The organism is Polynucleobacter sp. MG-5-Ahmo-C2 (assembly GCF_018687735.1).
Lineage (GTDB): Bacteria > Pseudomonadota > Gammaproteobacteria > Burkholderiales > Burkholderiaceae > Polynucleobacter.
Window position 1 is genome coordinate 1 of sequence record NZ_CP061304.1, and the last position, 24371, is coordinate 24371.

25 protein-coding genes are annotated in these 24371 nt (G+C 46.0%); all 25 read left to right on the plus strand.

Annotated elements, in window-relative coordinates; all coding sequences use genetic code 11:
* The 25 genes from dnaA to hemE all read left to right on the plus strand — a co-directional run bounded on the left by dnaA (position 1) and on the right by hemE (position 24268).
* Positions 1 to 1431 (plus strand): chromosomal replication initiator protein DnaA, encoded by a 1431-nt coding sequence (gene dnaA / locus C2740_RS00005; RefSeq protein ID WP_251369645.1) that lies wholly within the window; start codon positions 1 to 3, stop codon positions 1429 to 1431.
* Between the two features lie 263 nt (positions 1432 to 1694).
* Positions 1695 to 2810 (plus strand): DNA polymerase III subunit beta, encoded by a 1116-nt coding sequence (dnaN, locus tag C2740_RS00010; RefSeq protein ID WP_215293412.1) that lies wholly within the window; start codon positions 1695 to 1697, stop codon positions 2808 to 2810.
* 11 nt (positions 2811 to 2821) lie between these two features.
* A complete protein-coding gene (gene gyrB / locus C2740_RS00015) occupies positions 2822 to 5320 on the plus strand; it encodes a DNA topoisomerase (ATP-hydrolyzing) subunit B (protein ID WP_215293413.1) in 2499 nt (832 codons plus the stop codon).
* A 2-nt stretch (positions 5321 to 5322) separates the two neighbouring features.
* The gene (locus tag C2740_RS00020) at positions 5323 to 5817 is read left to right on the plus strand and encodes an SET domain-containing protein (RefSeq protein WP_215293414.1); all 495 of its coding nucleotides are present in this window, start codon (positions 5323 to 5325) and stop codon (positions 5815 to 5817) included.
* Between the two features lie 14 nt (positions 5818 to 5831).
* A complete protein-coding gene (locus C2740_RS00025; RefSeq protein WP_215293415.1) occupies positions 5832 to 6056 on the plus strand; it encodes a DUF3717 domain-containing protein in 225 nt (74 codons plus the stop codon).
* A 94-nt stretch (positions 6057 to 6150) separates the two neighbouring features.
* On the plus strand, positions 6151 to 6918 hold the full coding sequence (locus tag C2740_RS00030; RefSeq protein ID WP_215293416.1) for an ABC transporter ATP-binding protein: 768 nt from the start codon (positions 6151 to 6153) through the stop codon (positions 6916 to 6918).
* Positions 6915 to 7619, plus strand: coding sequence for an ABC transporter ATP-binding protein (locus tag C2740_RS00035; protein WP_215293417.1), 705 nt, complete (start codon positions 6915 to 6917; stop codon positions 7617 to 7619). The genes C2740_RS00030 and C2740_RS00035 overlap by 4 nt, the downstream gene beginning before the upstream one ends.
* A gap of 22 nt (positions 7620 to 7641) precedes the next feature.
* Positions 7642 to 8868 (plus strand): ABC transporter substrate-binding protein, encoded by a 1227-nt coding sequence (locus C2740_RS00040; RefSeq protein ID WP_215293418.1) that lies wholly within the window; start codon positions 7642 to 7644, stop codon positions 8866 to 8868.
* 14 nt (positions 8869 to 8882) lie between these two features.
* Complete coding sequence (locus C2740_RS00045) at positions 8883 to 9803, plus strand: branched-chain amino acid ABC transporter permease (protein ID WP_215293419.1); 921 nt, start codon at positions 8883 to 8885, stop codon at positions 9801 to 9803.
* Positions 9804 to 9805: 2 nt separating this feature from the next.
* The gene (locus tag C2740_RS00050) at positions 9806 to 10735 is read left to right on the plus strand and encodes a branched-chain amino acid ABC transporter permease (RefSeq protein WP_215293420.1); all 930 of its coding nucleotides are present in this window, start codon (positions 9806 to 9808) and stop codon (positions 10733 to 10735) included.
* A gap of 114 nt (positions 10736 to 10849) precedes the next feature.
* Complete coding sequence (locus C2740_RS00055; RefSeq protein ID WP_215293421.1) at positions 10850 to 11587, plus strand: TSUP family transporter; 738 nt, start codon at positions 10850 to 10852, stop codon at positions 11585 to 11587.
* 106 nt (positions 11588 to 11693) lie between these two features.
* Positions 11694 to 13613: a tRNA uridine-5-carboxymethylaminomethyl(34) synthesis enzyme MnmG gene (mnmG, locus tag C2740_RS00060; RefSeq protein WP_215293422.1), complete on the plus strand. Its 1920-nt coding sequence runs from the start codon at positions 11694 to 11696 to the stop codon at positions 13611 to 13613.
* Positions 13610 to 14278 carry a 16S rRNA (guanine(527)-N(7))-methyltransferase RsmG gene (rsmG, locus tag C2740_RS00065; protein ID WP_215293423.1) on the plus strand — a complete coding sequence of 223 codons (669 nt, stop codon included), beginning with the start codon at positions 13610 to 13612 and terminating at the stop codon, positions 14276 to 14278. Before mnmG ends, rsmG begins: the two co-directional genes overlap by 4 nt.
* 19 nt (positions 14279 to 14297) lie before the next feature.
* Positions 14298 to 15068 carry a ParA family protein gene (locus tag C2740_RS00070; RefSeq protein WP_215293424.1) on the plus strand — a complete coding sequence of 257 codons (771 nt, stop codon included), beginning with the start codon at positions 14298 to 14300 and terminating at the stop codon, positions 15066 to 15068.
* Between the two features lie 24 nt (positions 15069 to 15092).
* Positions 15093 to 15986 carry a ParB/RepB/Spo0J family partition protein gene (locus C2740_RS00075; RefSeq protein ID WP_215293425.1) on the plus strand — a complete coding sequence of 298 codons (894 nt, stop codon included), beginning with the start codon at positions 15093 to 15095 and terminating at the stop codon, positions 15984 to 15986.
* Positions 15979 to 16467 carry an ATP synthase subunit I gene (locus C2740_RS00080; protein ID WP_215293426.1) on the plus strand — a complete coding sequence of 163 codons (489 nt, stop codon included), beginning with the start codon at positions 15979 to 15981 and terminating at the stop codon, positions 16465 to 16467. The genes C2740_RS00075 and C2740_RS00080 overlap by 8 nt, the downstream gene beginning before the upstream one ends.
* A 34-nt stretch (positions 16468 to 16501) precedes the next feature.
* On the plus strand, positions 16502 to 17392 hold the full coding sequence (atpB, locus tag C2740_RS00085) for a F0F1 ATP synthase subunit A (RefSeq protein WP_215293427.1): 891 nt from the start codon (positions 16502 to 16504) through the stop codon (positions 17390 to 17392).
* Between the two features lie 42 nt (positions 17393 to 17434).
* Entirely contained in the window at positions 17435 to 17701 is a 267-nt protein-coding gene (gene atpE / locus C2740_RS00090) for a F0F1 ATP synthase subunit C (protein ID WP_028818346.1), read from the plus strand.
* Positions 17702 to 17764: 63 nt separating this feature from the next.
* The gene (locus tag C2740_RS00095; RefSeq protein WP_215293428.1) at positions 17765 to 18235 is read left to right on the plus strand and encodes a F0F1 ATP synthase subunit B; all 471 of its coding nucleotides are present in this window, start codon (positions 17765 to 17767) and stop codon (positions 18233 to 18235) included.
* 1 nt (position 18236) lies between these two features.
* Positions 18237 to 18773 carry a F0F1 ATP synthase subunit delta gene (locus tag C2740_RS00100; RefSeq protein WP_215293429.1) on the plus strand — a complete coding sequence of 179 codons (537 nt, stop codon included), beginning with the start codon at positions 18237 to 18239 and terminating at the stop codon, positions 18771 to 18773.
* A 45-nt stretch (positions 18774 to 18818) separates the two neighbouring features.
* The gene (atpA, locus tag C2740_RS00105; RefSeq protein ID WP_215293430.1) at positions 18819 to 20360 is read left to right on the plus strand and encodes a F0F1 ATP synthase subunit alpha; all 1542 of its coding nucleotides are present in this window, start codon (positions 18819 to 18821) and stop codon (positions 20358 to 20360) included.
* A 17-nt stretch (positions 20361 to 20377) separates the two neighbouring features.
* The gene (atpG, locus tag C2740_RS00110) at positions 20378 to 21247 is read left to right on the plus strand and encodes a F0F1 ATP synthase subunit gamma (RefSeq protein WP_215293431.1); all 870 of its coding nucleotides are present in this window, start codon (positions 20378 to 20380) and stop codon (positions 21245 to 21247) included.
* Positions 21248 to 21301: 54 nt separating this feature from the next.
* Positions 21302 to 22702 (plus strand): F0F1 ATP synthase subunit beta, encoded by a 1401-nt coding sequence (gene atpD, locus C2740_RS00115; RefSeq protein WP_011901874.1) that lies wholly within the window; start codon positions 21302 to 21304, stop codon positions 22700 to 22702.
* Between the two features lie 21 nt (positions 22703 to 22723).
* Positions 22724 to 23140, plus strand: a complete 417-nt coding sequence (locus C2740_RS00120) for a F0F1 ATP synthase subunit epsilon (RefSeq protein WP_215293432.1) — start codon at positions 22724 to 22726, stop codon at positions 23138 to 23140.
* Between the two features lie 9 nt (positions 23141 to 23149).
* Positions 23150 to 24268, plus strand: a complete 1119-nt coding sequence (gene hemE, locus C2740_RS00125) for a uroporphyrinogen decarboxylase (protein WP_215294240.1) — start codon at positions 23150 to 23152, stop codon at positions 24266 to 24268.
* Positions 24269 to 24371 lie beyond the last annotated feature (103 nt).

The window sequence follows — 24371 nt, forward strand, 5'->3', positions numbered from 1 at the left end:
ATGAGCAACCTACAAAATCCCCCCGCCTTGAATTCTATTAGCCCCCTGGGTTTTTGGGATGGTGCCGTTAGCGCCCTTTCCCGCGAGCTGTCGCCCCAGCAATTTAAAACCTGGATTCAACCCCTAACCCTCGTATCTTTTGACGAGAGTGATCACTCACTAACTGTTGGCGCTCCAAATCGATTTAAGCTCGACTGGATTAAGAAAACGTTTGCAGATCGCTTTCAAGAGCTAGCGTCGCAGTACTTCGGGCTCCCCATAAATGTTAATTTTGTCCTCGATATCGAGGCTGGCGCACCCTTGGCTGCAACCCCAGCGCCCTTAAAGAGTGTCGCCCCAGAGCCCCAGCAAACCAACGCGCCCGAGCCAGCGTCCACCTCCCTAGAGGAAAGTGCGTTTGAGCTTGAGGATCACTCAAAATTAAACCCCAACTTGACCTTTGAAACCTTTGTTACTGGTAAAGCAAATCAACTTGCTAGAGCGGCATCCATTCAGGTTGCACACAACCCCGGCAGTTCATATAACCCAATGTTTTTGTATGGAGGGGTAGGGCTTGGCAAAACCCACCTAATCCACGCGATCGGCAACCATCTTTTAAAAGAAAAGCCCAATGCCCGCATCCGCTATATACACGCGGAGCAGTATGTCTCCGATGTGGTGCGCGCATATCAACAAAAAGCTTTTGACCGATTTAAGCGCTATTACCACTCTCTAGACCTTTTACTGATAGACGATATTCAGTTTTTTAGTGGTAAGTCCAGGACACAAGAAGAGTTTTTTTATGCTTTTGAGGCCCTTTTAAGCAACAAAGCCCAGGTGATTATCACCAGCGACACGTACCCCAAGGAGATGGTAGGAATTGATGACCGCCTCATTTCGCGCTTTGACTCCGGCCTAACTGTGGCCATTGAGCCGCCGGAACTGGAAATGCGAGTCGCCATCTTAATGAAAAAGGCGATTAGCGAGGGGATACCAATGAGCGAGGATGTGGCCTTCTTTGTGGCCAAACACCTACGCTCGAACGTCCGCGAGCTTGAGGGTGCCCTAAGGAAGATTTTGGCTTTTGTTCGCTTTCATGGCCGCGAGGTCACAATTGAGGTTGCTAGGGTTGCACTTAAAGACCTTCTATCTATACAAAACCGCCAAATTTCAGTGGAAAACATTCAAAAGGCGGTTGCTGATTTTTATAGCATCAAAGTGGCTGATATGTACTCCAAGAAGCGGCCAGCGAACATTGCGCGACCGCGCCAAATTGCGATGTTCATGGCCAAAGAATTAACGCAAAAAAGTCTTCCTGAAATTGGGGAGCTTTTTGGTGGTAGAGACCACACAACCGTCTTATATGCGGTTCGCAAAATAGCAGATGAGCGAGCTCATGATGGCCAGTTAAACCATGAAATTCATGTTATTGAACAGACCCTAAAGGCTTAAACCCTGCCTGTGGATAAGTGTGTGGACAACCCTAGGGATAAGTTTGGGGATTGTGTGTGGATAAATTGTGGAAAGACACAGCTTCATGCAAAAATAGGGTATTGAAAAAAAGCTATCCCCATTTTATACAAGGCTTATACAGTAGTTTTCCACAGGTTTTTTGTCTTACAAGATGTTGATTTACAAAAGGTTTATGACTTACCCACAGAAATAAGCGCCCTTATTACTATTACTACTAAGATATATACAAGGATTTAAAAGCAATGCAACTCGTTAACACTTCTCGCGATAACTTACTAAAACCCCTTCAGGTTGTTAGTGGAATTGTTGAACGTAGGCACACACTGCCAATTTTGGCAAACCTCTTGTTTAAGAAAAACGGTGAAAAGGTTTCTTTCGTCTCGACAGACATTGAAATTCAAATTACGACTAATGCCAATTTTGGGGTTGGTTCGGAAGACGTAACAACCACGGTTGCTGCGAGAAAGCTACTGGATATCTTGCGCGCACTTCCGGAGGGCCCCGTCTCTTTAAACTTAAAAGATAATCGCATGGTTGTGCAAAGCGGTAAAAGTCGCTTCTCCTTACAAACCTTATCTGCGGCTGAGTTTCCTGTAATGCAAAGCGTTGGTGAGGTAACTGCTACATGGAAGATGTCACAAAAAAGTTTCCGTCAGTTAATAAGCCAAGTGCACTTTTCAATGGCTCAACAAGATATTCGCTATTACCTCAATGGAATGTTGTTGGTTGTCGAGGGTAAAGAGGTTGTGGCAGTTGCAACCGATGGGCATCGCCTCGCATATTCTCAGGTTGAATTGTCTGAGGTGCCATCAGGCTCTGGTCAAAGGCAGGAAATTATCATTCCCCGCAAAACCATTTTGGAGTGCCAGCACCTTTTGGAAGACTCTGATGAGTTGTTGGAAATTAGTCTTACAGCAAATCAGGTGAAATTTGCTTTTGGTGATATTGAGTTAATTTCTAAACTGGTCGAAGGAAAATTTCCCGACTTCCAAAGAGTTATTCCAAAAGGACACAAAAACACATTGGTTGTTGGTCGAGATGTTTTGCAGGCAGCTCTGCAACGCGCCGCTATTTTGACGACAGACAAATTTAAAGGTGTTCGTTTTTCTTTATCACCCAATCGCATTACGGTTCAATCTACTAATGCTGAGCAAGAAGAGGCTCAAGAAGAAATTGAGACTGAATACGGTGGCGACACCGTAGAAATTGGGTTTAATGTGAGCTATTTGTTAGATGTTTTATCCAACCTAAAGAACGAGAAAATCCAAATTAGTTTAGGTGATGCAAACAGTAGTGCTGTGATTACTCTGCCTGGCTCAGAGAGCTTTAAGTATGTTGTGATGCCAATGCGTATTTAACTTAGAAAAAAATGACTGAAGAAAAAAAAGTAGTAGAGCAGTACGGCGCTGCATCGATTCAAATCTTAGAGGGTCTCGAAGCTGTTCGTAAACGTCCTGGTATGTACATTGGAGACACCTCCGATGGAACGGGTTTACATCATTTGGTTTTTGAGGTTTTAGATAACTCTATTGACGAGGCTTTGGCTGGGTATTGCTCAGAAATTACAGTTGTTATTCAAACCGATAACTCCATATCAATTGTTGATAATGGGCGCGGTGTCCCAACGGGAATTAAGTATGACGACAAGCATGAGCCAAAAAGGAGTGCTGCTGAGATTGTAATGACTGAGTTGCATGCCGGCGGTAAGTTTGACCAAAATAGCTATAAAGTTTCTGGTGGTTTGCATGGGGTGGGGGTAAGTTGTGTGAACGCCCTATCAAAATGGCTGAAGTTAACCATTCGTCGAGACGGTAAAGCGCATTACATGGAGTTTGAACGCGGCGTTATTAAGAATCGCAATATTCAAGAAGAGAATGGTGTTGCAGTTTCTCCAATTACTGTTACGGGGAATACAGAGCTTTCAGGAACCGAAGTTCACTTCTTAGCAGATGAAACCATTTTCGGAAATGTGGAGTTTCATTATGAAATTCTTGTAAAACGCATTCGCGAACTTTCATTTTTAAATAATGGCGTTCACATTAAATTAATTGATCAACGCACGGGACAAGAGGAAGACTTCGCATACTCTGGTGGCGTCAAAGGTTTTGTTGAATATATCAACCAAACTAAAAACGTTTTACATCCAAACATTTTTTATGCTGAAGGGGTTCGCCCGTCCGATTTGGGTGGGCAGATTACCGCAGAAGTTTCAATGCAGTGGAATGACAGCTTTAGTGAACAAGTACTTTGTTTTACAAACAACATTCCTCAGCGTGATGGCGGAACGCATTTAACGGGTCTGCGCGCAGCAATGACGCGTGTCATCAATAAATACATTGATGAAAACGAGGTTGCAAAGAGAGCTAAGGTAGAAATTTCTGGAGACGATATGCGCGAAGGCTTAGCCTGCGTGCTATCAGTAAAAGTCCCAGAGCCAAAATTCTCAAGCCAAACCAAAGACAAGCTGGTTTCTAGTGAGGTGCGCGGTCCGGTGGAAGAGATTGTTGCAGAGGCGCTTAGTGCGTATTTGCAAGAGCGCCCAGCAGATGCAAAAATCCTTTGTGGAAAAATTGTCGATGCTGCTCGAGCTCGCGAGGCCGCACGCAAAGCACGCGACATGACAAGGCGTAAGGGCGCGCTCGATGGCCTTGGGCTTCCTGGAAAGCTGGCGGATTGCCAAGAAAAAGACCCAGCAAAATCTGAACTATTTATTGTTGAGGGTGACTCTGCAGGAGGTTCTGCGAAACAGGGGCGCGATCGCCGCTTCCAAGCAATTCTTCCTTTAAAAGGAAAAATTCTGAACGTAGAAAAAGCGCGCTTTGATAAAATGTTAGCCAGCCAGGAGGTGGTTACTTTAATTACCGTTCTTGGTACGGGTATTGGCATTGAGGAATATAAGGCCGACAAGTTGCGCTATCACCGCATCATCATCATGACTGATGCGGACGTCGATGGTAGCCATATTCGCACTTTGTTATTAACATTTTTCTACAGACAGATGCCAGAGCTTATTGAACGGGGGCACATTTACATCGCACAACCACCGCTTTATAAGGTGAAGTTTGGAAAAAGTGAGCAGTACATTAAAGATGACGCAGAGCTCAACCAGTTGTTGCTAAAGATTGCGCTAGAAACAGCCTCTCTACAAACACCTGGGGGAGAAATTATTGAGGGCGCGGCGTTAAATGAGTTGGCCAAACACTATCAGGTAATTCAATCCATTGTTGATCGCTTATCTCGCACGATCGACGAAGACGCCTTGCGGGCAATAGCTTCTGGCACACAACTAAACCTCGATACTGAGAAGTCTGCCAATGAATCTGCTGAGCGTTTAAGAAAAGCTTTGGCTGAATCAACCAATCCATTGGCTTTAGCGCCAGAAATCATTGTTCAAAAAGAGGATCGCACTGAGCGCTTTAGATTGTTGCTATCACGCCGCATCCATGGCAACCTCAAGCTGTCTTCAATTAACTCTGATTTTGTTCATGGCGACGACTATCAAAGCCTCGCAAATGCAGCAGCAGTTTTGTCTGGAAAAGTTTTGCCTGGCTCAAAAGTGCGCCGTGGCGATCCCGATAAAAATCAGAAAGAGCAAACGATTGGAGATTTTAGGGCTGCTTTCTCTTGGTTGTTGTCGGAGGCTGAGCGTGTATTGAGTCGTCAACGATACAAAGGCTTGGGCGAGATGAATCCATCGCAGCTTTGGGAAACCACAATGGACGCTAGCTCACGCACCCTGTTGCAGGTAAAGATTGAGGATGCTATTGCGGCCGACCAAGTATTCACAACATTAATGGGGGATGAGGTTGAACCTCGCCGCGCATTTATTGAAAAAAATGCACTCATTGCTCGCAACCTAGACGTTTAAATATGAAATCAAAAAAAATAACACCCCCCAAGGTGGATCGATCCTCTATTGTTGTTAAATCTTCGCCTATTCACGGTAAAGGTGTTTTTGTGCTTAAGCCAATTAAAAAAGGTCAAGCCATTATTGAGTACAAGGGAGAGCGCATTAGTTGGAAGTTGGCTATCAAGCGCCATCCACACGACAAGAAGGATCCAAACCATACGTTTTACTTTTCTTTAGATGATGGTCGCGTTATTGATGCAAAGTATGGCGGAAATGCCGCGCGTTGGATCAATCACTCATGCAAGCCAAGTTGCGAAACAAAAGAGGGTATTTATAACGGAGAGCCACGCGTTTTTATTTACGCAAAGCGTGCCTTGAAGGTTGGCGAGGAGTTGTTTTATGACTACTCTCTTGATGTTGATGGGCGGGTTACTAAACAAATGAAAAAAGACTACGAGTGTCGCTGCGGTGCTAAAAAGTGTCGCGGCACAATGTTGGCTATTCAAGAGAAGTAAGTCATCACAACTCCATGTTGTATATAAGCATTCAAGAGCTTGAGGCTGCAATTAATTATTGGCGCAGTCAATCTCCAGCAGAGGGCGAAGAGTTGCGTCTTTGCCCTGAGGCCTCCGCCCTTGCAAAACCCTACGCACTCATGATTGTTCAGGGCTCACAACGCGTGCCGGTTGACGTTCTAGATGAGTTGGCCCGAGTTGCAATCCAAAAGTTTATAAAAATCAAACAAAACCCTTAGGCATGAAGGACTATGGGTTTTAGGGTTATTGCTATATAAAGCCTAACTATCTTGAGTTATCCTCAATGTCTTGCCCCAGTGAGGGGTAGAGGGCATGAGATTGCAAGAAACAATATTAAAAACAATTGATCTTGGTAAATCCTTTAAAGGATTTACAGCGGTGAGTGCTGTAAACCTAGATGTGACTAGGGGCACCATTCACGCTTTAATTGGCCCAAATGGGGCTGGAAAAACAACCTGCTTTAACTTATTAACAAAATTCCTAGAGCCTAGTAGCGGCCAAATTTTATTTAATGGAATTGACATTACGCGCGAGGCCCCGGCGCAGATTGCACGACGCGGCATTATTCGCTCCTTTCAGATTTCCGCCGTTTTTCCACACTTGACCGTGCTTGAAAATGTTCGTGTTGCACTGCAGCGAGGATTGGGAATAGAATTCCATTTTTGGAAATCAAGCGATTCTTTAAACGTTCTGAATGAGCGCGCTTTAGAGCTTTTGCATGAAGTTGGTTTGGAGGGCTTTGCCAATGAAGAAACTTTAAATTTGGCCTATGGTCGTAAAAGAGCGCTGGAGATTGCCACCACCTTGGCTATGGAGCCAGAGTTGATGTTGTTGGATGAGCCAACACAGGGTATGGGGCACGAGGATGTCGAGCGTGTAACAGAGTTAATTGATCGCGTTGCCAAAGGTCGCACCATCCTCATGGTTGAGCACAACATGAAGGTGGTTTCTTCTATAGCCGATCGAATTACCGTATTACAGCGAGGTTCGGTTTTGGCTGAAGGCTCCTATCACGAGGTTTCAAACAACCCATTGGTGGTGGAGGCTTATATGGGCAGCCACGGGGGCGATGCGATATGAGCACCACAGCCTTAGAGGTTAAAAACCTAGAGTCTTGGTATGGGGAATCACACATTCTGCATGGCGTGAATTTTGCTGTGCGTGATGGAGAGGTGGTTACGCTTCTTGGTAGAAATGGCGCAGGCCGCAGCACTATTCTTAAAACTATTTTGGGTTTAACTAGCAAAAGGTCTGGTTCTGTGGAGATTTATGGCACAGAGACCATCTACATGCCAACCTACAAAATTGCTCGTTTGGGCGTTGGTTTTTGTCCGGAAGAAAGGGGTATTTTTGCAAGCTTAAGCGCAGAAGAGAATCTTTTGTTGCTACCAGAAATTGCTTCGGGCGGAATGGGTTTGGATGAGATTTATGAAATGTTCCCAAATCTTTACGAAAGACGAAACAGCCCTGGAACAAGGCTGTCTGGTGGCGAACAACAAATGCTGGCAATGGCTCGTATTTTAAGAACGGGCGCCAAATTATTATTGCTTGATGAAATCACGGAGGGTTTGGCACCCGTGATTGTGCAGAAACTAGGCGAGGTTGTTACTAGTTTGCGCAACAAGGGATTCACGATTGTGTTGGTTGAGCAAAACTTTCGTTTCGCTGCCCCCTTGGCTGATCGTCATTATGTGGTTGAGCATGGAAACGTGGTTCAGGTTGTGCAGCAAAGCGAGCTTGCGGCAAAAGCAAGTTTATTGAATGAGTATCTTGGTGTTTAGTACTTATCTATAGGAGATAAAAATGAAGTTAAAGCAAATAACCGCATGCCTGGTTGCGGCAACCATGTTTGGTTCAAACCCAGTTTTTGCACAAAGCGGATCCAAAGTAAGTGGTGATGTTGTCAAGATTGGTGTATTGACCGACCTTTCTTCAACTTATTCTGATTTGGCCGGCCCAGGCGCAGTCATTGCAGCAAAAATGGCAATCGCCGATTTTTCTAAAGACGGCACAGTCATTGGTAAAAAGATTGAGTTGATTAGTGCCGACCACCAGAACAAAGCTGACATTGCCGCCAACAAGGCGCGCGAGTGGTACGACAAAGATGGTGTTGATGTGATTGTTGAGTTGGTTTCAACCAATGTTGCTTTGGCTGTAATGGAAGTGGCGGAGCAAAAGAACAAAATTACATTGGTGTCTGGAGCAGCCTCTTTGCCAATTACCAATGAAAAATGTACTGCCAATAACGTGCATTGGACCTATGACACTTATGCACTTTCAAATGGCACAGCCAAGGCGGTTGTAAAGCAGGGGAAAAAGAATTGGTACTTTCTTACTGCTGACTATGCTTTTGGCGCAGCCTTGGAGAAGGATTCAACCAACGTTGTTACAGCTAACGGCGGCAAGGTTTTGGGAACCAGCAAGCACCCGTTTCCGAACAGTGACTTTTCTTCGTACCTCTTAAAGGCTCAGGCTAGTGGTGCAGACGTTGTTGCTCTTGCGAACGCTGGTCAAGACACCATTAATAGCGTTAAACAAGCCTCCGAGTTTGGCATTAATAAAAAACAAACCGTTGTCCCTTTGTTAATGTTTATTTCTGACGTTCACTCTTTAGGCCTCAACTCTGCCCAGGGTATGTACCTCACAGAAGGCTTCTATTGGGATAAAGATGACAAAACTCGCGCCTTTTCTAAGCGCTTCATTTTGCAACATAAGCGTATGCCTACTAGCGTTCAGGCAGGCGTTTATTCCTCAGTTCTTGCTTACTTAAATGCGGTTCAGAAGGCGGGCACTGACGATACTCAGGCTGTGATGAAGGCGCTCAAGTCCACCAACATTGATGATGGCCTCTTTAAGGGCAAGATTCGTGCTGATGGTAAGTTTGAGCATGATATGTATTTGCTCGAAGTGAAAAAACCTTCTGAGTCTACAAGTCCATGGGATTACTACAACGTGCGTGCAGTGATTCCTGCTGCCGAGGCAACACAACCACTTTCATTGTCACGATGCAAGTTGCTTACTAACAAGTAATTCACCTCTTAAGCATGTTTGAACTTCTCGGAATTACCCCCCAAGGGCTGGTAGCCCAGCTCTTGGTGGGGCTTATTAATGGTTCGTTTTATGCCATATTGAGCTTGGGTTTGGCTATTATTTTTGGCCTTCTCAACATCATTAATTTTGCACATGGTGCTCAGTACACCATGGGTGCCTTTATTGCTTGGATTGGTTTGACGCAAATCAGTCAGTGGCTTGGTTTTTCTGAGCTGTCGATTAACTATTGGTTTGCTCTAATTGTTGTGCCCTTAGTCTTGGGGGGATTCGGTTTGATTCTGGAGCGCACTATGTTGCGCCGCTTGTATCACCTCGATCATTTATATGGTCTGCTACTGACCTTTGGCCTTGCTTTGATTATTGAGGGCATGTTTCGTCATTGGTATGGAATTTCTGGTGAGAGCTACCCGGCTCCAGAGCTCTTGCAAGGCGCCATTCCATTAGACGCCATTGGTATTATTTTGCCCAAGTATCGTGTTTGGGTAGTGTTTATTTCTTTGGTGGTTTGCTTCTCTACTTGGTATGTTATTGAGAGAACAAAGTTGGGCGCCTATTTGCGAGCGGGGACAGAAAATCCAAAATTACTCCAAGCGTTTGGCATTAACGTCCCCTTGATGATTTCTTTGGCTTACGCGTATGGCGTTGGGCTTGCGGGTTTTGCTGGTGTATTGGCCGCACCAATTTTTCAAGTAAACCCATTAATGGGTTCGAACCTCATCATCGTAGTTTTTGCAGTGGTGGTGATTGGTGGAATGGGTTCAATTATGGGCGCCATTTTGACTGGCCTAGGGCTGGGTTTGATTGAAGGCCTAACAAAAGTGTTCTACCCAGAGGCTTCTGGCGTTGTGATTTTTGTGATCATGGCAATTGTTCTGTTGATTCGCCCGGCGGGACTTTTTGGGCGAGAAAAATAATCATGAATCCAAAAACAAAACCCCTCTTTAGCATCTTATTTTTAATTGCTATGTTGTTGCCATTTCAGGACTTCATTTATTTAGTCTTTGCAATGAAGGTTTTGTGTTTCGCCCTCTTTGCTTGTACCTTCAATCTATTGCTTGGGTTTACCGGGCTACTCTCCTTTGGTCACGCAGCTTTTTTTGGAACCTCCGCCTATATCACGGCCTATCTTTGTAAGGAGGCTGGATTTTCTCCCGAGCTCGGAATCATTTTGGGCGTAATTGGCTCTGGTGCACTAGGATTAATGATTGGATCCCTAGCCATTCGTCGTCAGGGTATTTACTTTGCAATGGTCACATTGGCTCTCTCCCAAATGGTCTACTTTTTGGCGGTACAACTTCCTTACACTGGTGGGGAAGATGGTATTCAGGGTGTGCCGCGGGGAGTGTTGTTTGGTCTCATCGACTTAAAAGACGATGTTGCTATGTACTATTTTGTGTTGGCGATTTTCTTGTTCGGTTTTGCGCTCATCATGCGTGCTGTCAACTCCCCGTTTGGCCAGGTTTTGAAAGCCATTCGTGAGAATGAGCCGCGTGCCATTTCTTTGGGTTACGACGTCGATCGCTTTAAGTTAATGTCGTTTGTAATTTCAGCCGCTCTCTCTGGTTTGGCTGGCTCCATGAAGTCTTTAGTATTTCAACTGGCAACATTGACCGATGTTCATTGGCACATGTCTGGCGAAGTCGTGTTGATGACTTTGCTTGGTGGTATGGGAACCATTCTTGGCCCGGTGGTTGGCGCAGGCATTGTGGTGGGCCTACAAAACTACTTAGCAAATATTGGATCTTGGAGCACGATTGCAACCGGCTTCATTTTTGTGATTTGTGTTTTGGCATTCCGTCGTGGTGTCGTTGGGGAAATTACCGCGCAGTTTAAAAACAAAAACTGAGTTTTTGTTTTTCCTTTTATTATTTGGTTTTAGTGCGGCGAAGACGCCGCACTCATTTAACTAAAAGAGACGCTCATCGAATTTTCAATTTTGATTTGGCCATTGCTTTTGGCGATGGCTTTTTTTGCTGGACTCGTGGATGCAGTTGCTGGCGGCGGTGGGTTGATTCAGGTTCCAGCCTTATTTGCCGCTTACCCGGATGCTCCCCCCGCAACACTGCTATCAACCAATAAAGTTTCTGCTGTGGGCGGAACTTTAAATGCTGCACGCAGATACTTGCGCCATGTTTCTTTGCCTTGGGCAGTTGTGTTGCCTGCAATAGTGGCGGGGTTTATTGGATCTCTTTTGGGCGCCAATGCTGTGAGCACTTTTCCCGCAGAGCCTTTACGTAAAGCCCTCCCCTTTGTTCTCCTTTTTCTTCTAATCTACACCTGGTTTCAACCATCGCTTGGTGAAGAGCATGCGCCCAAGGGTGAAAATCGTTTTCAACAACTTAAGGCTGCGCTTCTTGGGCTAACGATTGGTTTTTATGATGGTTTCTTTGGGCCGGGCACTGGAAGCTTTTTACTTTTTGGGTTTGTCAGATTTTTTTCATTTGATTTTTTGCACGCCTCTGCCGCAACAAAACTGGTAAATGTGGCTACAAATTTTGCTGCCATTCTGATGTTGGCTAGTCTAGGCCAAATTAATTGGCCTCTGGGTATCGCCATGATGGTTGCTAATATTGCCGGAAGCCAGTTTGGCAGCCGATTGGCAATTCAGCATGGCAGTGCTTTTGTTAGAAAGGCTTTCCTGGTAATTGTGAGTTTGCTGATTCTGAAGTCTGCATGGAATGCTTATTTCTTGAATTAAATCAGTCACTTATAAAATACCACTTATTTTCCTAGATTTTTTCACCAGTTTTGTTTCACGTGAAACAAACAAAATGCTATGATCATCGCCCTATCTGAGGCAAATCATGCGCTATTCCAAAAGTTTCGATGTCATCGTAGTTGGCGGCGGTCATGCTGGGACTGAGGCCGCGCTCGCATCGGCTCGCATGGGGTGCGATACCCTATTAATTACCCATAGCATTGAAAATTTGGGCGCAATGAGCTGCAATCCTTCTATTGGCGGGATTGGTAAGGGGCACCTGGTTAAAGAAATCGACGCTATGGGCGGAGCTATGGCAGCTGCCACCGATGAGGCCGGCATCCAGTTCCGCATTCTGAATTCCAGCAAGGGCCCCGCCGTCCGTGCGACCCGAGCCCAAGGCGATCGTATTTTATATAAGGCTGCAATCCGCCGGCGCCTTGAAAACCAACCTAATTTAAGCCTGTTTCAGGCTGCTGTAGATGATCTTTTGGTAAATGGCGACGAGGTCCAGGGCGTTCTAACCCAAATGGGCCTGGAGTTTGTGGCTAAAAAGGTTGTTTTGACCGCTGGGACTTTTTTGGATGGAAAAATCCACGTCGGCTTAAATAATTTTGCTGGAGGTCGCGCTGGTGATCCAGCGGCAGTTTCTTTATCGGCTCGCCTGAAAGAATTAAACCTTCCACAGGGAAGGCTGAAAACGGGCACCCCTCCTCGTATTGATGGGCGAACTATTGATTTTTCAGTCATGCTGGAGCAGCCGGGGGATCTTGATCCGGTGCCGGTATTTTCTTATTTGGGCCGTCCAGAGCAACACCCAAAGCAGGTCCCCTGTTGGATTTCTCATACAAATGAGAAGACCCACGACATTATTCGGACTGGCTTAGATCGCTCCCCGATGTATACGGGCGTTATTGAGGGGGTGGGTCCGCGCTACTGCCCCTCTATTGAGGACAAAATTCACCGTTTTGCCTCAAGGAATAGCCATCAGATCTTTTTGGAGCCAGAGGGCTTAACCACAAACGAGTTTTATCCTAATGGAATCTCAACCAGCTTACCTTTTGATATTCAGCGGGACTTGGTCCGCAGTATTCGCGGCCTAGAGTCTGCAGTCATTGTGCGCCCAGGCTATGCCATTGAATATGACTTCTTTGACCCACGCCAACTGCGCCATAGTCTAGAAACCAGGGCTATTGGCGGTCTGTACTTTGCCGGCCAGATTAACGGCACAACAGGTTACGAAGAGGCTGCAGCCCAAGGGATGTTAGCTGGCATTAACGCTGGCTTAGCCTCTAAGGGCAAGTCGCCTTGGCTGCCCAAGCGCAGCGAGTCCTATATTGGGGTCTTGGTTGATGACCTTATTACCCGCGGCGTACAAGAGCCGTATCGCATGTTTACTAGCCGTGCGGAGTACCGCTTAAGCTTGCGAGAAGACAATGCCGACATGCGTTTAACAGCAATTGGCCGTGATTTGGGCTTAGTAGACGACTATCGCTGGGAAGTTTTTTGTAGAAAACAAGAGGCTGTTTCACGTGAAACATCTCGTCTGCAAAACATTTGGGTTGGGCCAAAGCATGAGATCGCCCCGCTTGTTTCTGGAATTTTGGGCCAAGATTTGTCCCACGAGTGCAATTTAACTGAGCTTTTGCGCCGCCCAGGAATTACTTATGATGCAATTACTAGTTTGGGCGATGGTTTATGGTCTCCGGGAATCTTGGATGCCGATATTGGGCTTGCCGCTCAAATTAGTGATCAGGTTGAGATTTCGGTGAAATACCAGGGCTATATTGATCGCCAGGCAGTTGAAATAGCCCGTCAGGAGCATAACGAGACCTTTCCTCTCCCGGAAAATCTCGACTATTCGAATGTATTGGGTTTGTCTAAAGAGGTTCAGCAAAAACTCAACTTGCATAAACCAGAAACATTGGGGCAGGCCGGCAGGATTTCTGGTGTAACCCCCGCCGCCCTTTCTTTACTTTTGGTTCATCTCAAAAAAGGTTTGGGCCGCACCCAAGAAATGACATGAGCGAGAGCTTGCTCGCTCTCGGAATTCAAGAGCTTGATTTAAATTTAAGCAAAGCGAACATAGCTGATTTAGAGCTTTTTTTGCAAGAAATGGGCCGCTGGAATCAGGTTCATAACTTGACTGCAATCGAGGGCGAAAAGGATTCTGTTAGATTGCACCTCATTGATTCTATTGCAGTTTTACCTATTTTAAGGCGGCTTCTTAAGGGCCCCAACCCTAAAATTGCCGACCTGGGGTCTGGCGGCGGCTTGCCTGCCATCCCGATTGCTATTGTTGAGCCAGAATGGCGCTTATCCCTAATTGAAGCTGTGAGAAAGAAGACGGCCTTTTTGCAGCATGTGCGCGGAAAACTAAAGCTAAAAAATATAGAGGTGCTAAGTGAGCGCGTTGAAGATGTTGCGGTGCAGCAACCAGGCCAGTTTGATGCGGTTATTTCTAGGGCCTTTACGAATCTCTCACGCTTCTTAGATTTATCTTTGCCTTTTTTGAAGCCAGATGGCCTAGTGTTTGCAATGAAAGGCAAGCGGGCAGATGAAGAAATGCAAGATGTATGCATGAACGACTGGTGTTTGTTGGCAGACGAACCCTTACATATACCAAATCTATCTGTGGAAAGACGCCTTTTGGTCTTGAGCCCCATGAGAAAATCATCACTCACCTCTTAAGCAAAGTCACAAAGTAGCTATGGCAAAAATATTCTGTATTGCAAATCAAAAAGGCGGCGTTGGAAAAACGACTACAGCTGTAAATTTAGCAGCGGGTTTGGCTGGGCTTAAGCAACGCGTTCTACTGGTGGATTTAGATCCTCAGGGCAATGCAACCATGGGGTCTGGAATTGAAAAAGCAACTTTGAATAACAGTGTTTACCAAGTGTTGATTGGTTTGGCTGCCGTAAAAGATTGTGCGCAGCGTTGTGAAAGTTCAGGATATGACGTGTTGCCTGCGAATCGCGATTTGGCTGGCGCAGAAATTGAATTGGTGGATATCGATGCGCGCGAGTCTCGTTTGAAAGATGCCCTGGCTAAGGTGGCAAATGATTACGATTTTATTTTGATTGACTGCCCACCTGCATTGTCTTTATTAACGCTCAACGGATTGTGTGCAGCGAATGGCGTCATTGTTCCAATGCAGTGCGAATATTTTGCACTTGAAGGGTTATCTGATTTAGTAAATACCATCAAACAAGTACATGCCAATTTAAACCCCGATTTGGTGATTATTGGTTTGCTGCGAGTGATGTTTGATGCGCGCATGACCTTACAGCAACAAGTATCCGATCAGCTGCTTGAGCACTTTGGCGACAAAGTATTCAAGGCCATTATTCCGCGCAACGTGCGCCTTGCTGAAGCCCCATCTTATGGTCTTCCTGGGGTTGCCTTTGATAAATCATCGCGTGGAGCGAAAGCCTATTTAGAGTTTGGTGCCGAGATGATTGAGCGCATCAAACAAATGTAATTTTTTGGAAGACTAAAAGAGATCATGGTTGCAATCAAGAAAAAAGGTTTAGGTAGAGGTTTAGAGGCGCTATTGGGCGAGAAAACTCAGGAGGCAAATGCAACTACAGAAATTAATCGTTTGCCATTGAACGCATTGCAAGCTGGCAAATATCAACCGCGTCAAAAAATGGAGACAGGCGCCTTACAAGAGTTGGCTGAGAGTATTCGTGAGCAGGGTGTGATGCAGCCGCTATTAGTAAGACTTGTGGCCCCTGGTAAATACGAAATTATTGCTGGTGAACGCCGGTTTCGCGCGGCCACAATTGCTGGCTTAAAAGAAGTTCCAGTACTGGTCTCTGACGCTGATGATCAGGCAGCGGCGGCAATGGCTTTGGTTGAGAACATGCAGCGTGAGGACTTAAATCCCCTGGAGGAGTCTCAAGGCTTGGCTCGACTGATTGAAGAGTTTGGCTTTACCCACGAGCAGGCCGCAAAAGCTGTAGGAAAGTCCCGCAGCGCAATTACCAATTTGTTGCGCTTAGCCCAGTTGGCAAAGCCAGTGCAAGCAATGCTTTTAGCTGGCGATATTGATATGGGCCACGCCCGCGCCCTATTGCCATTGCCTGGGGCTAGCCAAGTAGCTTTGGCCCAAAGAATTTCTGCGCAAGGCCTATCTGTTCGTGAGGCAGAAAAAATGTCAGCAGCCCTAGCAATTGCCGGCGGCCAGATTGGAGACAAAAAGTCCAAAACCAAGGCAGGCTCTTCTGTTCCAAGTCGCGATCCTGATACGCGTCGTCTTTCACAAGAAATTGCTGATTTAATTGGTTTAAATGTCGAATTTAAGTTCAAAGGCAAAGGTGGCGAGATCCGAATCGGATTTAGCCAATTTGATGAACTTGATTCCTTATTAAAAAAGTTGGGTATTGGTCTTGAATAAAGAGCACCCCATTAAAACTGCTGATTGGGACGATCAAGCCGACGATTCATTTAAGGCGCTCAGTAAGGCAGAGATGGATGCGTTGCGAAAGGCAAAGCCTAAAAGCTTTGCTTTAATCAATGGGTGGCGCATTGTTGCCAGTCAGGTGGTGCTTACCCTGATCATTGCTAGTTTTTGTTACTTTTTTTCTGAATCGCCTGAAAGAGTCGTTTATACTTACTCGGCTTTGGTGGGTGGCTTGATTGGGGTTTTGCCCTCTGCGTTGTTTTTAGTGCGCTTAGAGGCCGCGAAAAAGAATGTCAAATCAAGCCCTGGCGGATATTTAGCAGCAGTGGTTTCGGGTGAATTTTTAAAAATCCTAGCAACCATCCTCCTATTTATTGGCTTTGCCCTAAAGCAACCTGATTTGAAATGGATTCCATTGCTTGTCACTTATTTAGCTACGCTCAAGTGTTATTTACTAGTGTGGTTTTGGAAGTAACAGGTGGTAAATATAGATAAGGACAAGTTTAGAGATGTCTAGCGAAGTCAACGCAGCAGCAGAGGCAGCCCATCATGTGGCTAGCGAACCGCTTACACCGACTGCTTATATTGCTGAGCACTTACAAAACCTAAATAACGTTGGTGGGGCTCAGTCTTCCATTATCGATTTCAGCGTTGTTAATTTAGATACTATTTTTTGGACCTCTTTGATGGGGTTGCTAACCGTTTTTCTGTTGGTTATTGCTGCGCGCAGGGCATCCCCTGGAGTTCCTGGCCGCTTTCAATGTTTAATTGAGATGCTGGTTGAGATGGTTGAAAGTCAATCAAAGGGAATTGTTCACGGCGACCGTTCTTTTATCGCGCCTCTGGCTTTATTCGTTTTTTGCTGGATTATCCTTTTAAACACCCTAGACTTAGTGCCGGTGGATTGGATCTTCGGCGTAAATCAATTTATTGGTAGCTTCGGAGTGCACGTACCGCACCACAAGATTGTGCCTACTACTGACTTGAACGCCACTCTCGGCTTGTCATTCTCTGTGCTCCTATTGGTTTTCTTCTACAGCTTCAAGGTTAAAGGTCTTGGCGGTTTTGCTCATGAGCTTATTTCAGCGCCTTTCGGTGCGAAGTGGTACTTGGCCCCTTTTAACCTTATTTTGAACATCATCGAATATGTTGCCAAAGGCGTTTCTTTAGGAATGCGACTTTTCGGCAATATGTATGCGGGCGAGTTGATCTTCTTATTGATTGCCCTCTTGGGAAGTATGTGGACCTTTAACTTAGATTTGTACATGCTTGGCTTCGTTGGCAATGTGATTGCTGGCTCAGCTTGGGCGATTTTCCATATCTTAGTTATTTTGTTACAAGCATTTATTTTTATGATGTTGACTTTGGTTTACATTGGGCAAGCCCACAGTCACCATTAACCTTTTTATTTTTAACCTCACCTTCAATACTTAGGAGTAAACATGCAAGCATTCTTAGCCAACATTCAAGGACTAACCGCTATCGGTATTGGCCTCATCATCGGCCTCGGCGCATTGGGAGCCTGTTTGGGCATTGGCCTAATGGGTGGTAAGTTCATTGAGGGCGCTGCCCGTCAACCAGAATTGATCAATGAATTACAAACCAAAATGTTCCTTTTGGCTGGTTTGATCGACGCTGCGTTCTTGATCGGCGTTGGTGTGGCAATGTTGTTTGCTTTCGCAAACCCACTGCTCGCAGTTATTAAGTAATTGTTTTGGCGTGGATGACCACCGGGTCATCCAACTGTTCTCAACAATACTGAAAGGAATATCGTGAATCTGAACGCGACCCTATTCGCGCAAATGATCGTTTTCTTCGTCTTATGGTGGGTTGTTGCACGCTTCGTGTGGCCACCGCTAGTTAAGGCGTTAGATGAGCGTTCAAGCAAAATTGCTGATGGTTTAGCTTCTGCTGAGCGCGGCAAAGAAGCGCTTGCATTGGCCAGCAATGAAGCAGAGCAAGAATTAACAAAAGCACGCCAAGAAGGTGTTCAACGCGTTGCTGAAGCAGAAAAACGTGCACAAATGTCAGCCGAAGAAATTCGGTCTAACGCACAAGCTGAAGCCGCTCGAATCATTACGCAAGCGAAGCAAGACGCAGACCAGCAAGTTACTCGTGCCCGCGAAGTGTTGCGCGCCGAAGTGGCTGTGCTTGCTGTTAAAGGTGCTGAGCAAATTTTGCGTCGTGAAGTTGATGCAAAGGCGCATGGCCAGTTACTTGACCAACTAAAGGCAGAACTTTGATATGGCTGAATTAGCCACTATTGCCCGTCCTTATGCTGAAGCACTTTTTCAAAGTGCTAAGCCTGCTGAACTTGCGGGATATTTGGAGCAACTAAACGAGTTGGCACAGCTTGCTGCTTTGCCAGAAGTTGCCACATTAGCAAATAATCCAAAAGTATCTGCTGATGATTTAAGCAAACTACTTTCTGGCATGGTGAAAACTAAGCTGGATCCTAGAGTGGCCAGCTTTTTGAATCTTGTGAATCAAAACCACCGCTTGTCTGCTGTTCCTGAAATTGCTAGTCAATTTGAGGCAATGAAGAATAAGAGCGAAGGTGCAGCAGAAGTAATGATTACCAGCGCATTCCCTTTAGAGGGTTCTGCGCTAAATGATTTGTTGTCAAGTTTGAAGAAGCGCTTTGGGGGTAAAGAATTGCGCCCAACTATTCAAGTTGATCCAACATTGATTGGCGGAGTACGCATTCAAGTTGGCGACGAAGTGATGGATAGTTCAGTTAAGGCACAGTTAGCTCAAATGCAAGCAAGTCTTGGCGCATAAGTTATCCCTATTAAGAACATACGAAATAAGACCCAGGAGTAAGTAATGCAACTCAATCCTTCCGAGATCAGCGAGCTGATCAAAAGCCGAATTAGCGAAATGGGCGTTGACTCCCAAGTTCGCAACGAAGGCACTGTAATTTCAGTGACCGACGGTATTTGCCGCGTACATGGCTTGTCAGGTGTTATGCAGGGCGAAATGTTGGAATTTCCTAACAACACTATCGGCCTCGCATTAAACCTTGAGCGTGATTCTGTTGGTGCCGTAGTGTTGGGTGAATACACCCACATTAAAGAAGGCGACCCAGTGAAATGTACGGGCCGCATTTTGGAAGTTCCAGTTGGCCCGGAGTTGCTTGGTCGTGTCGTAAATGCACTCGGTCAACCAATTGATGGCAAGGGCCCAATCAATACCAAGTTAACCGACTTTATTGAAAAAGTTGCTCCAGGCGTTATCGCACGTCAATCCGTTAGCCAGCCAGTACAAACGGGTTTGAAGGCGATTGACGCGATGGTTCCAATTGGCCGTGGTCAGCGTGAGTTGATTATTGGCGACCGCCAAACTGGTAAGACAGCTGTTGCGGTTGACGCGATCATTAACCAAAAAGGCAAAGGCGTTTATTGCGTTTACGTGGCGATTGGTCAAAAAGCTTCTACTATTGCTAACGTGGTTCGCAAGCTCACAGAATTGGGCGCGATGGAGTACACCGTTGTTGTTGCAGCGAGTGCTTCTGAGTCTGCGGCGATGCAGTACCTCTCTGCTTACGCAGGTTGCACCATGGGCGAATACTTCCGTGATCGCGGCGAAGACGCTTTGATTGTTTATGACGACTTAACTAAGCAAGCAGTTGCTTATCGTCAAATCTCCTTGTTGCTCCGTCGCCCACCAGGCCGCGAAGCTTATCCTGGCGACGTGTTCTACCTCCACTCACGCTTACTCGAGCGCGCTGCTCGTGTAAATGCTGAGTACGTTGAGAAGTTCACTAATGGTGCAGTAAAAGGCAAGACTGGTTCTTTGACTGCATTGCCAATTATTGAAACTCAAGCTGGTGACGTTTCTGCATTCGTTCCAACCAACGTGATTTCGATTACTGACGGTCAGATCTTCTTGGAAACTGACTTGTTCAACGCTGGTGTACGTCCTGCGATTAACGCCGGTATTTCTGTTTCCCGTGTTGGTGGTGCTGCACAAACTAAAGTGATTAAGAAGTTGTCTGGCGGTATTCGTACTGACTTAGCGCAGTATCGTGAATTGGCAGCGTTTGCTCAGTTCGCTTCTGACCTTGACGAAGCAACCCGCAAGCAGCTTGAGCGCGGACGCCGCGTTACCGAATTATGTAAGCAAGCGCAATACAAGCCACTCCAAGTTTGGGAAATGGCTGCTTCACTCTACGCTGTCAATAACGGCTTCTTCGATGACATCGATGTCAAGAACGTATTGGCATTCGAAAAAGGTCTGCAAGATCATTTGAAATCTAAGTACGCCGACTTGGTTGGACGTATTGAAGAAACAAAAGATCTCAGCAAAGATGACGAAGTTGCTTTGCGCGCTGCCATTGAGGATTACAAGCGTTCCGCCTCTTTCTAAGAGGGCTCGCATAAATCATGGCAAGTACAAAAGAGATACGATCAAAGATCAAGAGCGTGCAAAATACGCGCAAGATCACGAAAGCGATGGAAATGGTCGCCGCATCGAAGATGCGTCGAGCCCAGGAGCGCATGCGTAATGCGCGCCCCTATGCTGAAAAAATTCGTGAGATTGTTGCTAATCTTTCTAAAGCCAATCCTGAGTTCCGCCCTGCTTATATGGCAACTCGTGATGTCAAGAAGGCTGGCACGATTTTGGTTACAACAGACAAAGGCTTGTGCGGCGGTTTAAATACCAACGTTTTGCGTTTGATTGCCAACCAGGTACGCGATTTACAAGAAAAAAATGTAGAGATTGTGTACACCGCAATTGGTTCAAAAGGCCTGCAGTTTTTGAATCGCTCAAAAGCAAAACTAATTTCTCAGACGATTCAAATTGGTGATACGCCGCATTTGGATGTCTTGATTGGTGCTATTACTGCTCAGTTAGAAGCGTTTGAGCGTGGCGAGATTGATGCTGTGTATTTGGCATACACCCGCTTTGTAAATGCGATGAAACAAGAGCCTGTCTTAGAGAAGCTCTTGCCTTTGGAGCCAGCAGCTTTAACCCCAGAGGAAAAATCAGGCCCATCTTGGGACTACATTTACGAACCTGAAGCTGAATCCATCTTGAATGGCTTACTAAAGCGTTACGTTGAAGCAATGATTTATCAGGCGGTTGCTGAAAACATGGCTTCTGAGCAGTCTGCTCGCATGGTCTCAATGAAGGCCGCGTCAGATAACGCGAAGAATGTGATCGGTGAATTGCAATTGGATTACAACAAAACACGACAAGCTGCTATTACCAAAGAGTTGTCAGAAATTGTTGGCGGAGCGGCTGCGGTTTAAGCGGTCAGCATTTAGGAATACGAAAGAATTCAGGAATTAAAAGCGGAGAAAGCGATGAGTAACGGAAATATCGTGCAATGTATCGGTCCAGTGGTGGACATTCAGTTCCCACGTGACAAAATGCCAAACATTTATGATGCGTTGACATTAGTTGAAAGCGGCGAAAAATCATTTGCTGAAAAAGGTTTGACCTTTGAAGTTCAGCAACAAATCGGTGACGGCGTAGTTCGCGCGATTGCTATGGGCGCCAGCGATGGTTTGCGTCGTGGCATGGAAGTGAAATCTACAGGTAAGCCAATTTCTGTTCCGGTTGGTCCGGCAACTTTGGGCCGCATCATGGACGTATTGGGTCGCCCAATTGATGACGCAGGTCCGATCGCTACTGAAGAGCGTCGCGCTATTCACCAGCCAGCACCGAAGTTTGATGAACTTTCACCTTCTGTTGACTTGCTCGAAACCGGCATTAAGGTTATTGACTTGGTTTGCCCGTTCGCTAAAGGCGGTAAGGTTGGCTTGTTCGGTGGTGCGGGTGTTGGTAAGACCGTGAACATGATGGAATTGATTAACAACATCGCTAAGCAACACTCTGGTTTGTCAGTGTTTGCCGGTGTTGGTGAGCGTACTCGTGAAGGTAATGACTTCTATCACGAGATGAAAGAATCTAACGTTATCGACAAAGTGGCGATGGTGTTTGGTCAGATGAACGAGCCTCCTGGCAACCGTTTGCGCGTTGCTTTGACTGGCTTGACAATGGCTGAAGCATTCCGCGACGAAGGCCGTGATATTTTGTTCTTCGTTGACAACATTTACCGCTACACATTGGCCGGTACTGAAGTTTCTGCGTTGCTTGGTCGTATGCCTTCTGCTGTGGGTTACCAACCTACATTGGCTGAAGAGATGGGTAAATTGCAAGAGCGTATTACTTCTACCAAGACTGGTTCTGTTACTTCTATTCAGGCCGTTTACGTTCCTGCGGATGACTTGACTGATCCGTCGCCAGCAACAACCTTCTTGCACTTAGACTCCACTGTTGTGTTGTCACGTGACATTGCTGCATTGGGTATCTACCCAGCAGTTGACCCACTCGACTCTACTAGCCGTCAGCTTGACCCACAAGTGGTTGGTCAAGAGCACTATGAAGTGGCTCGTGATGTACAGATGACATTGCAACGTTACAAAGAGTTGCGCGACATTATTGCGATTTTGGGTATGGACGAATTGTCACCAGAAGACAAATTGGCTGTATCACGCGCTCGTAAGATTCAACGTTTCTTGTCCCAGCCTTTCCACGTTGCCGAAGTGTTTACTGGTTCACCAGGCAAATACGTTCCACTGAAAGAAACCATCCGTGGTTTCAAAATGATCTGCAGCGGTGAGTTGGATCACTTGCCTGAGCAAGCGTTCTACATGGTGGGTTCAATTGATGAAGCCATTGAGAAGGCGAAGAAGCTTTAATCGAACTCATCTAGGGAAATCATGTCAACCATACGCGTCGATGTAGTAAGTGCTGAGCAGTCTATTTTTAGCGGGGAAGCTAAGTTTGTTGCGCTTCCTGGCGAAAGTGGTGAGCTTGGCATTTTGCGCGGCCACACTCCTTTGATTACACGTATTCGTCCAGGCTCAGTTCGTATTGAAAAAGCTGATGGTGACGAAGAGTTTGTTTTCGTAGCGGGTGGCTATTTAGAGGTCCAGCCAGACCACGTTACCGTATTAGCAGACACTGCTATTCGCGGTCATGATCTTGATGAAGCAAAAGCTACTGAAGCCAAGAAACGCGCAGAAGAAGCAATGCAAAATCGTGGCAGCGACTTCGATTTAGCTTTGGCTCAATCTGAGTTTGCCATGGCAGCTGCCCAACTCGCTGCCATCGCCCGTTTCCGACGTAAAAAGTAATTACCGGTCATCTCCTTGTTGTTAAACGATCGGTTTTTAAAGGCCTGCCTGGGCGAAGCGGTTGATCAAACACCGCTTTGGCTCATGCGACAAGCCGGCCGATACCTCCCTGAATACAACGCTACGCGCGCGAAAGCAGGAAGTTTTCTGGGGCTTGCAAAAAATCCCGCATATGCTACGGAAGTAACACTTCAGCCCTTAGATCGCTATCCATTGGATGCGGCAATTTTGTTCTCCGATATTTTGACGATTCCCGATGCAATGGGATTGGGCCTCAAATTTACTACTGGCGAAGGCCCCAGCTTTGACAATCCTTTGCGCACTGAAGAGGCTGTCAAAAAATTGCGCGTTGCGGATATGGGTGAATTGCAATATGTGTTTGATGCTGTTTCAGAAATCCGCAAGGCACTTATTCAGGACGGCAAGCAACGCGTGCCCTTGATCGGCTTTTCTGGAAGCCCGTGGACCTTGGCCTGCTACATGATTGATGGTTCTAGTTCTGACGATTTTCGTCATGCTAAAACCATGATGTTTAGCCGCCCTGATTTGTTACAACATATTCTCGATATTAATGCCCAATCAGTCGCTACATACTTAACTGAGCAAGTAAAAGCGGGCGCACAAGCGTTGATGATTTTTGATACCTGGGGCGGTATGTTGCCAGACGGCTGGTATCAAAAAATGTCTTTGGCTGCCATGCAAAAAGTTATTGCTCTATTGCCACGTGAACACGAGGGCAGAAAAATTCCAGTGATTATGTTTACCAAAGGCGGTGCAATTTGGTTAAACGATATGGCACAGGTTGGCGCCGATGTTATTGCAATTGATTGGACGATATCGCTCAGTCGTGCTCGTAAACAACTGCTTGCACTAAACAAGCCTTTGGCAATACAAGGCAATTTAGATCCGCTTATTCTGTTCTCGGGGCCTAAAAAGATTGCTGAGCAGGCTAACTTACTTTTAGAAGATTTAGCCAGCGCCCCAGCCCTTAAGATGGGCCTTCACCCTCTTGACGGGCATATTTTCAATTTGGGGCACGGAATCTCCCAATTTACCCCCCCGGAAAGCGTTACCGCGCTGGCAGAAACAGTGATACAACGGTCAAGGGCTCTCAGATCCAAGCATTAATCCTGAGTGGTTGCTAACTTAGGCTTGAAATTTTGATGAAAGTTATGCACAGATAAGTGCAAAATTCAAAATTCATGAAGATTCCGAATAAAGATAAACATTA

What these genes read in the sequence shown, in the direction of transcription:
- C2740_RS00050 (WP_215293420.1), top strand. Translation starts at nt 9,806, where the DNA reads ATGAATCCAAAAACAAAACCCCTCTTTAGCATCTTATTTTTAATTGCT.
- C2740_RS00040 (WP_215293418.1), top strand. Translation starts at nt 7,642, where the DNA reads ATGAAGTTAAAGCAAATAACCGCATGCCTGGTTGCGGCAACCATGTTT.
- C2740_RS00035 (WP_215293417.1), top strand. Translation starts at nt 6,915, where the DNA reads ATGAGCACCACAGCCTTAGAGGTTAAAAACCTAGAGTCTTGGTATGGG.
- atpE (WP_028818346.1), top strand. Translation starts at nt 17,435, where the DNA reads ATGCAAGCATTCTTAGCCAACATTCAAGGACTAACCGCTATCGGTATT.
- C2740_RS00075 (WP_215293425.1), top strand. Translation starts at nt 15,093, where the DNA reads ATGGTTGCAATCAAGAAAAAAGGTTTAGGTAGAGGTTTAGAGGCGCTA.
- C2740_RS00045 (WP_215293419.1), top strand. Translation starts at nt 8,883, where the DNA reads ATGTTTGAACTTCTCGGAATTACCCCCCAAGGGCTGGTAGCCCAGCTC.
- C2740_RS00055 (WP_215293421.1), top strand. Translation starts at nt 10,850, where the DNA reads ATGGCTTTTTTTGCTGGACTCGTGGATGCAGTTGCTGGCGGCGGTGGG.
- dnaA (WP_251369645.1), top strand. Translation starts at nt 1, where the DNA reads ATGAGCAACCTACAAAATCCCCCCGCCTTGAATTCTATTAGCCCCCTG.
- atpA (WP_215293430.1), top strand. Translation starts at nt 18,819, where the DNA reads ATGCAACTCAATCCTTCCGAGATCAGCGAGCTGATCAAAAGCCGAATT.
- C2740_RS00030 (WP_215293416.1), top strand. Translation starts at nt 6,151, where the DNA reads ATGAGATTGCAAGAAACAATATTAAAAACAATTGATCTTGGTAAATCC.
- mnmG (WP_215293422.1), top strand. Translation starts at nt 11,694, where the DNA reads ATGCGCTATTCCAAAAGTTTCGATGTCATCGTAGTTGGCGGCGGTCAT.
- rsmG (WP_215293423.1), top strand. Translation starts at nt 13,610, where the DNA reads ATGAGCGAGAGCTTGCTCGCTCTCGGAATTCAAGAGCTTGATTTAAAT.
- C2740_RS00020 (WP_215293414.1), top strand. Translation starts at nt 5,323, where the DNA reads ATGAAATCAAAAAAAATAACACCCCCCAAGGTGGATCGATCCTCTATT.
- C2740_RS00100 (WP_215293429.1), top strand. Translation starts at nt 18,237, where the DNA reads ATGGCTGAATTAGCCACTATTGCCCGTCCTTATGCTGAAGCACTTTTT.
- C2740_RS00070 (WP_215293424.1), top strand. Translation starts at nt 14,298, where the DNA reads ATGGCAAAAATATTCTGTATTGCAAATCAAAAAGGCGGCGTTGGAAAA.
- C2740_RS00025 (WP_215293415.1), top strand. Translation starts at nt 5,832, where the DNA reads ATGTTGTATATAAGCATTCAAGAGCTTGAGGCTGCAATTAATTATTGG.
- dnaN (WP_215293412.1), top strand. Translation starts at nt 1,695, where the DNA reads ATGCAACTCGTTAACACTTCTCGCGATAACTTACTAAAACCCCTTCAG.
- atpB (WP_215293427.1), top strand. Translation starts at nt 16,502, where the DNA reads ATGTCTAGCGAAGTCAACGCAGCAGCAGAGGCAGCCCATCATGTGGCT.
- C2740_RS00120 (WP_215293432.1), top strand. Translation starts at nt 22,724, where the DNA reads ATGTCAACCATACGCGTCGATGTAGTAAGTGCTGAGCAGTCTATTTTT.
- atpG (WP_215293431.1), top strand. Translation starts at nt 20,378, where the DNA reads ATGGCAAGTACAAAAGAGATACGATCAAAGATCAAGAGCGTGCAAAAT.
- gyrB (WP_215293413.1), top strand. Translation starts at nt 2,822, where the DNA reads ATGACTGAAGAAAAAAAAGTAGTAGAGCAGTACGGCGCTGCATCGATT.
- atpD (WP_011901874.1), top strand. Translation starts at nt 21,302, where the DNA reads ATGAGTAACGGAAATATCGTGCAATGTATCGGTCCAGTGGTGGACATT.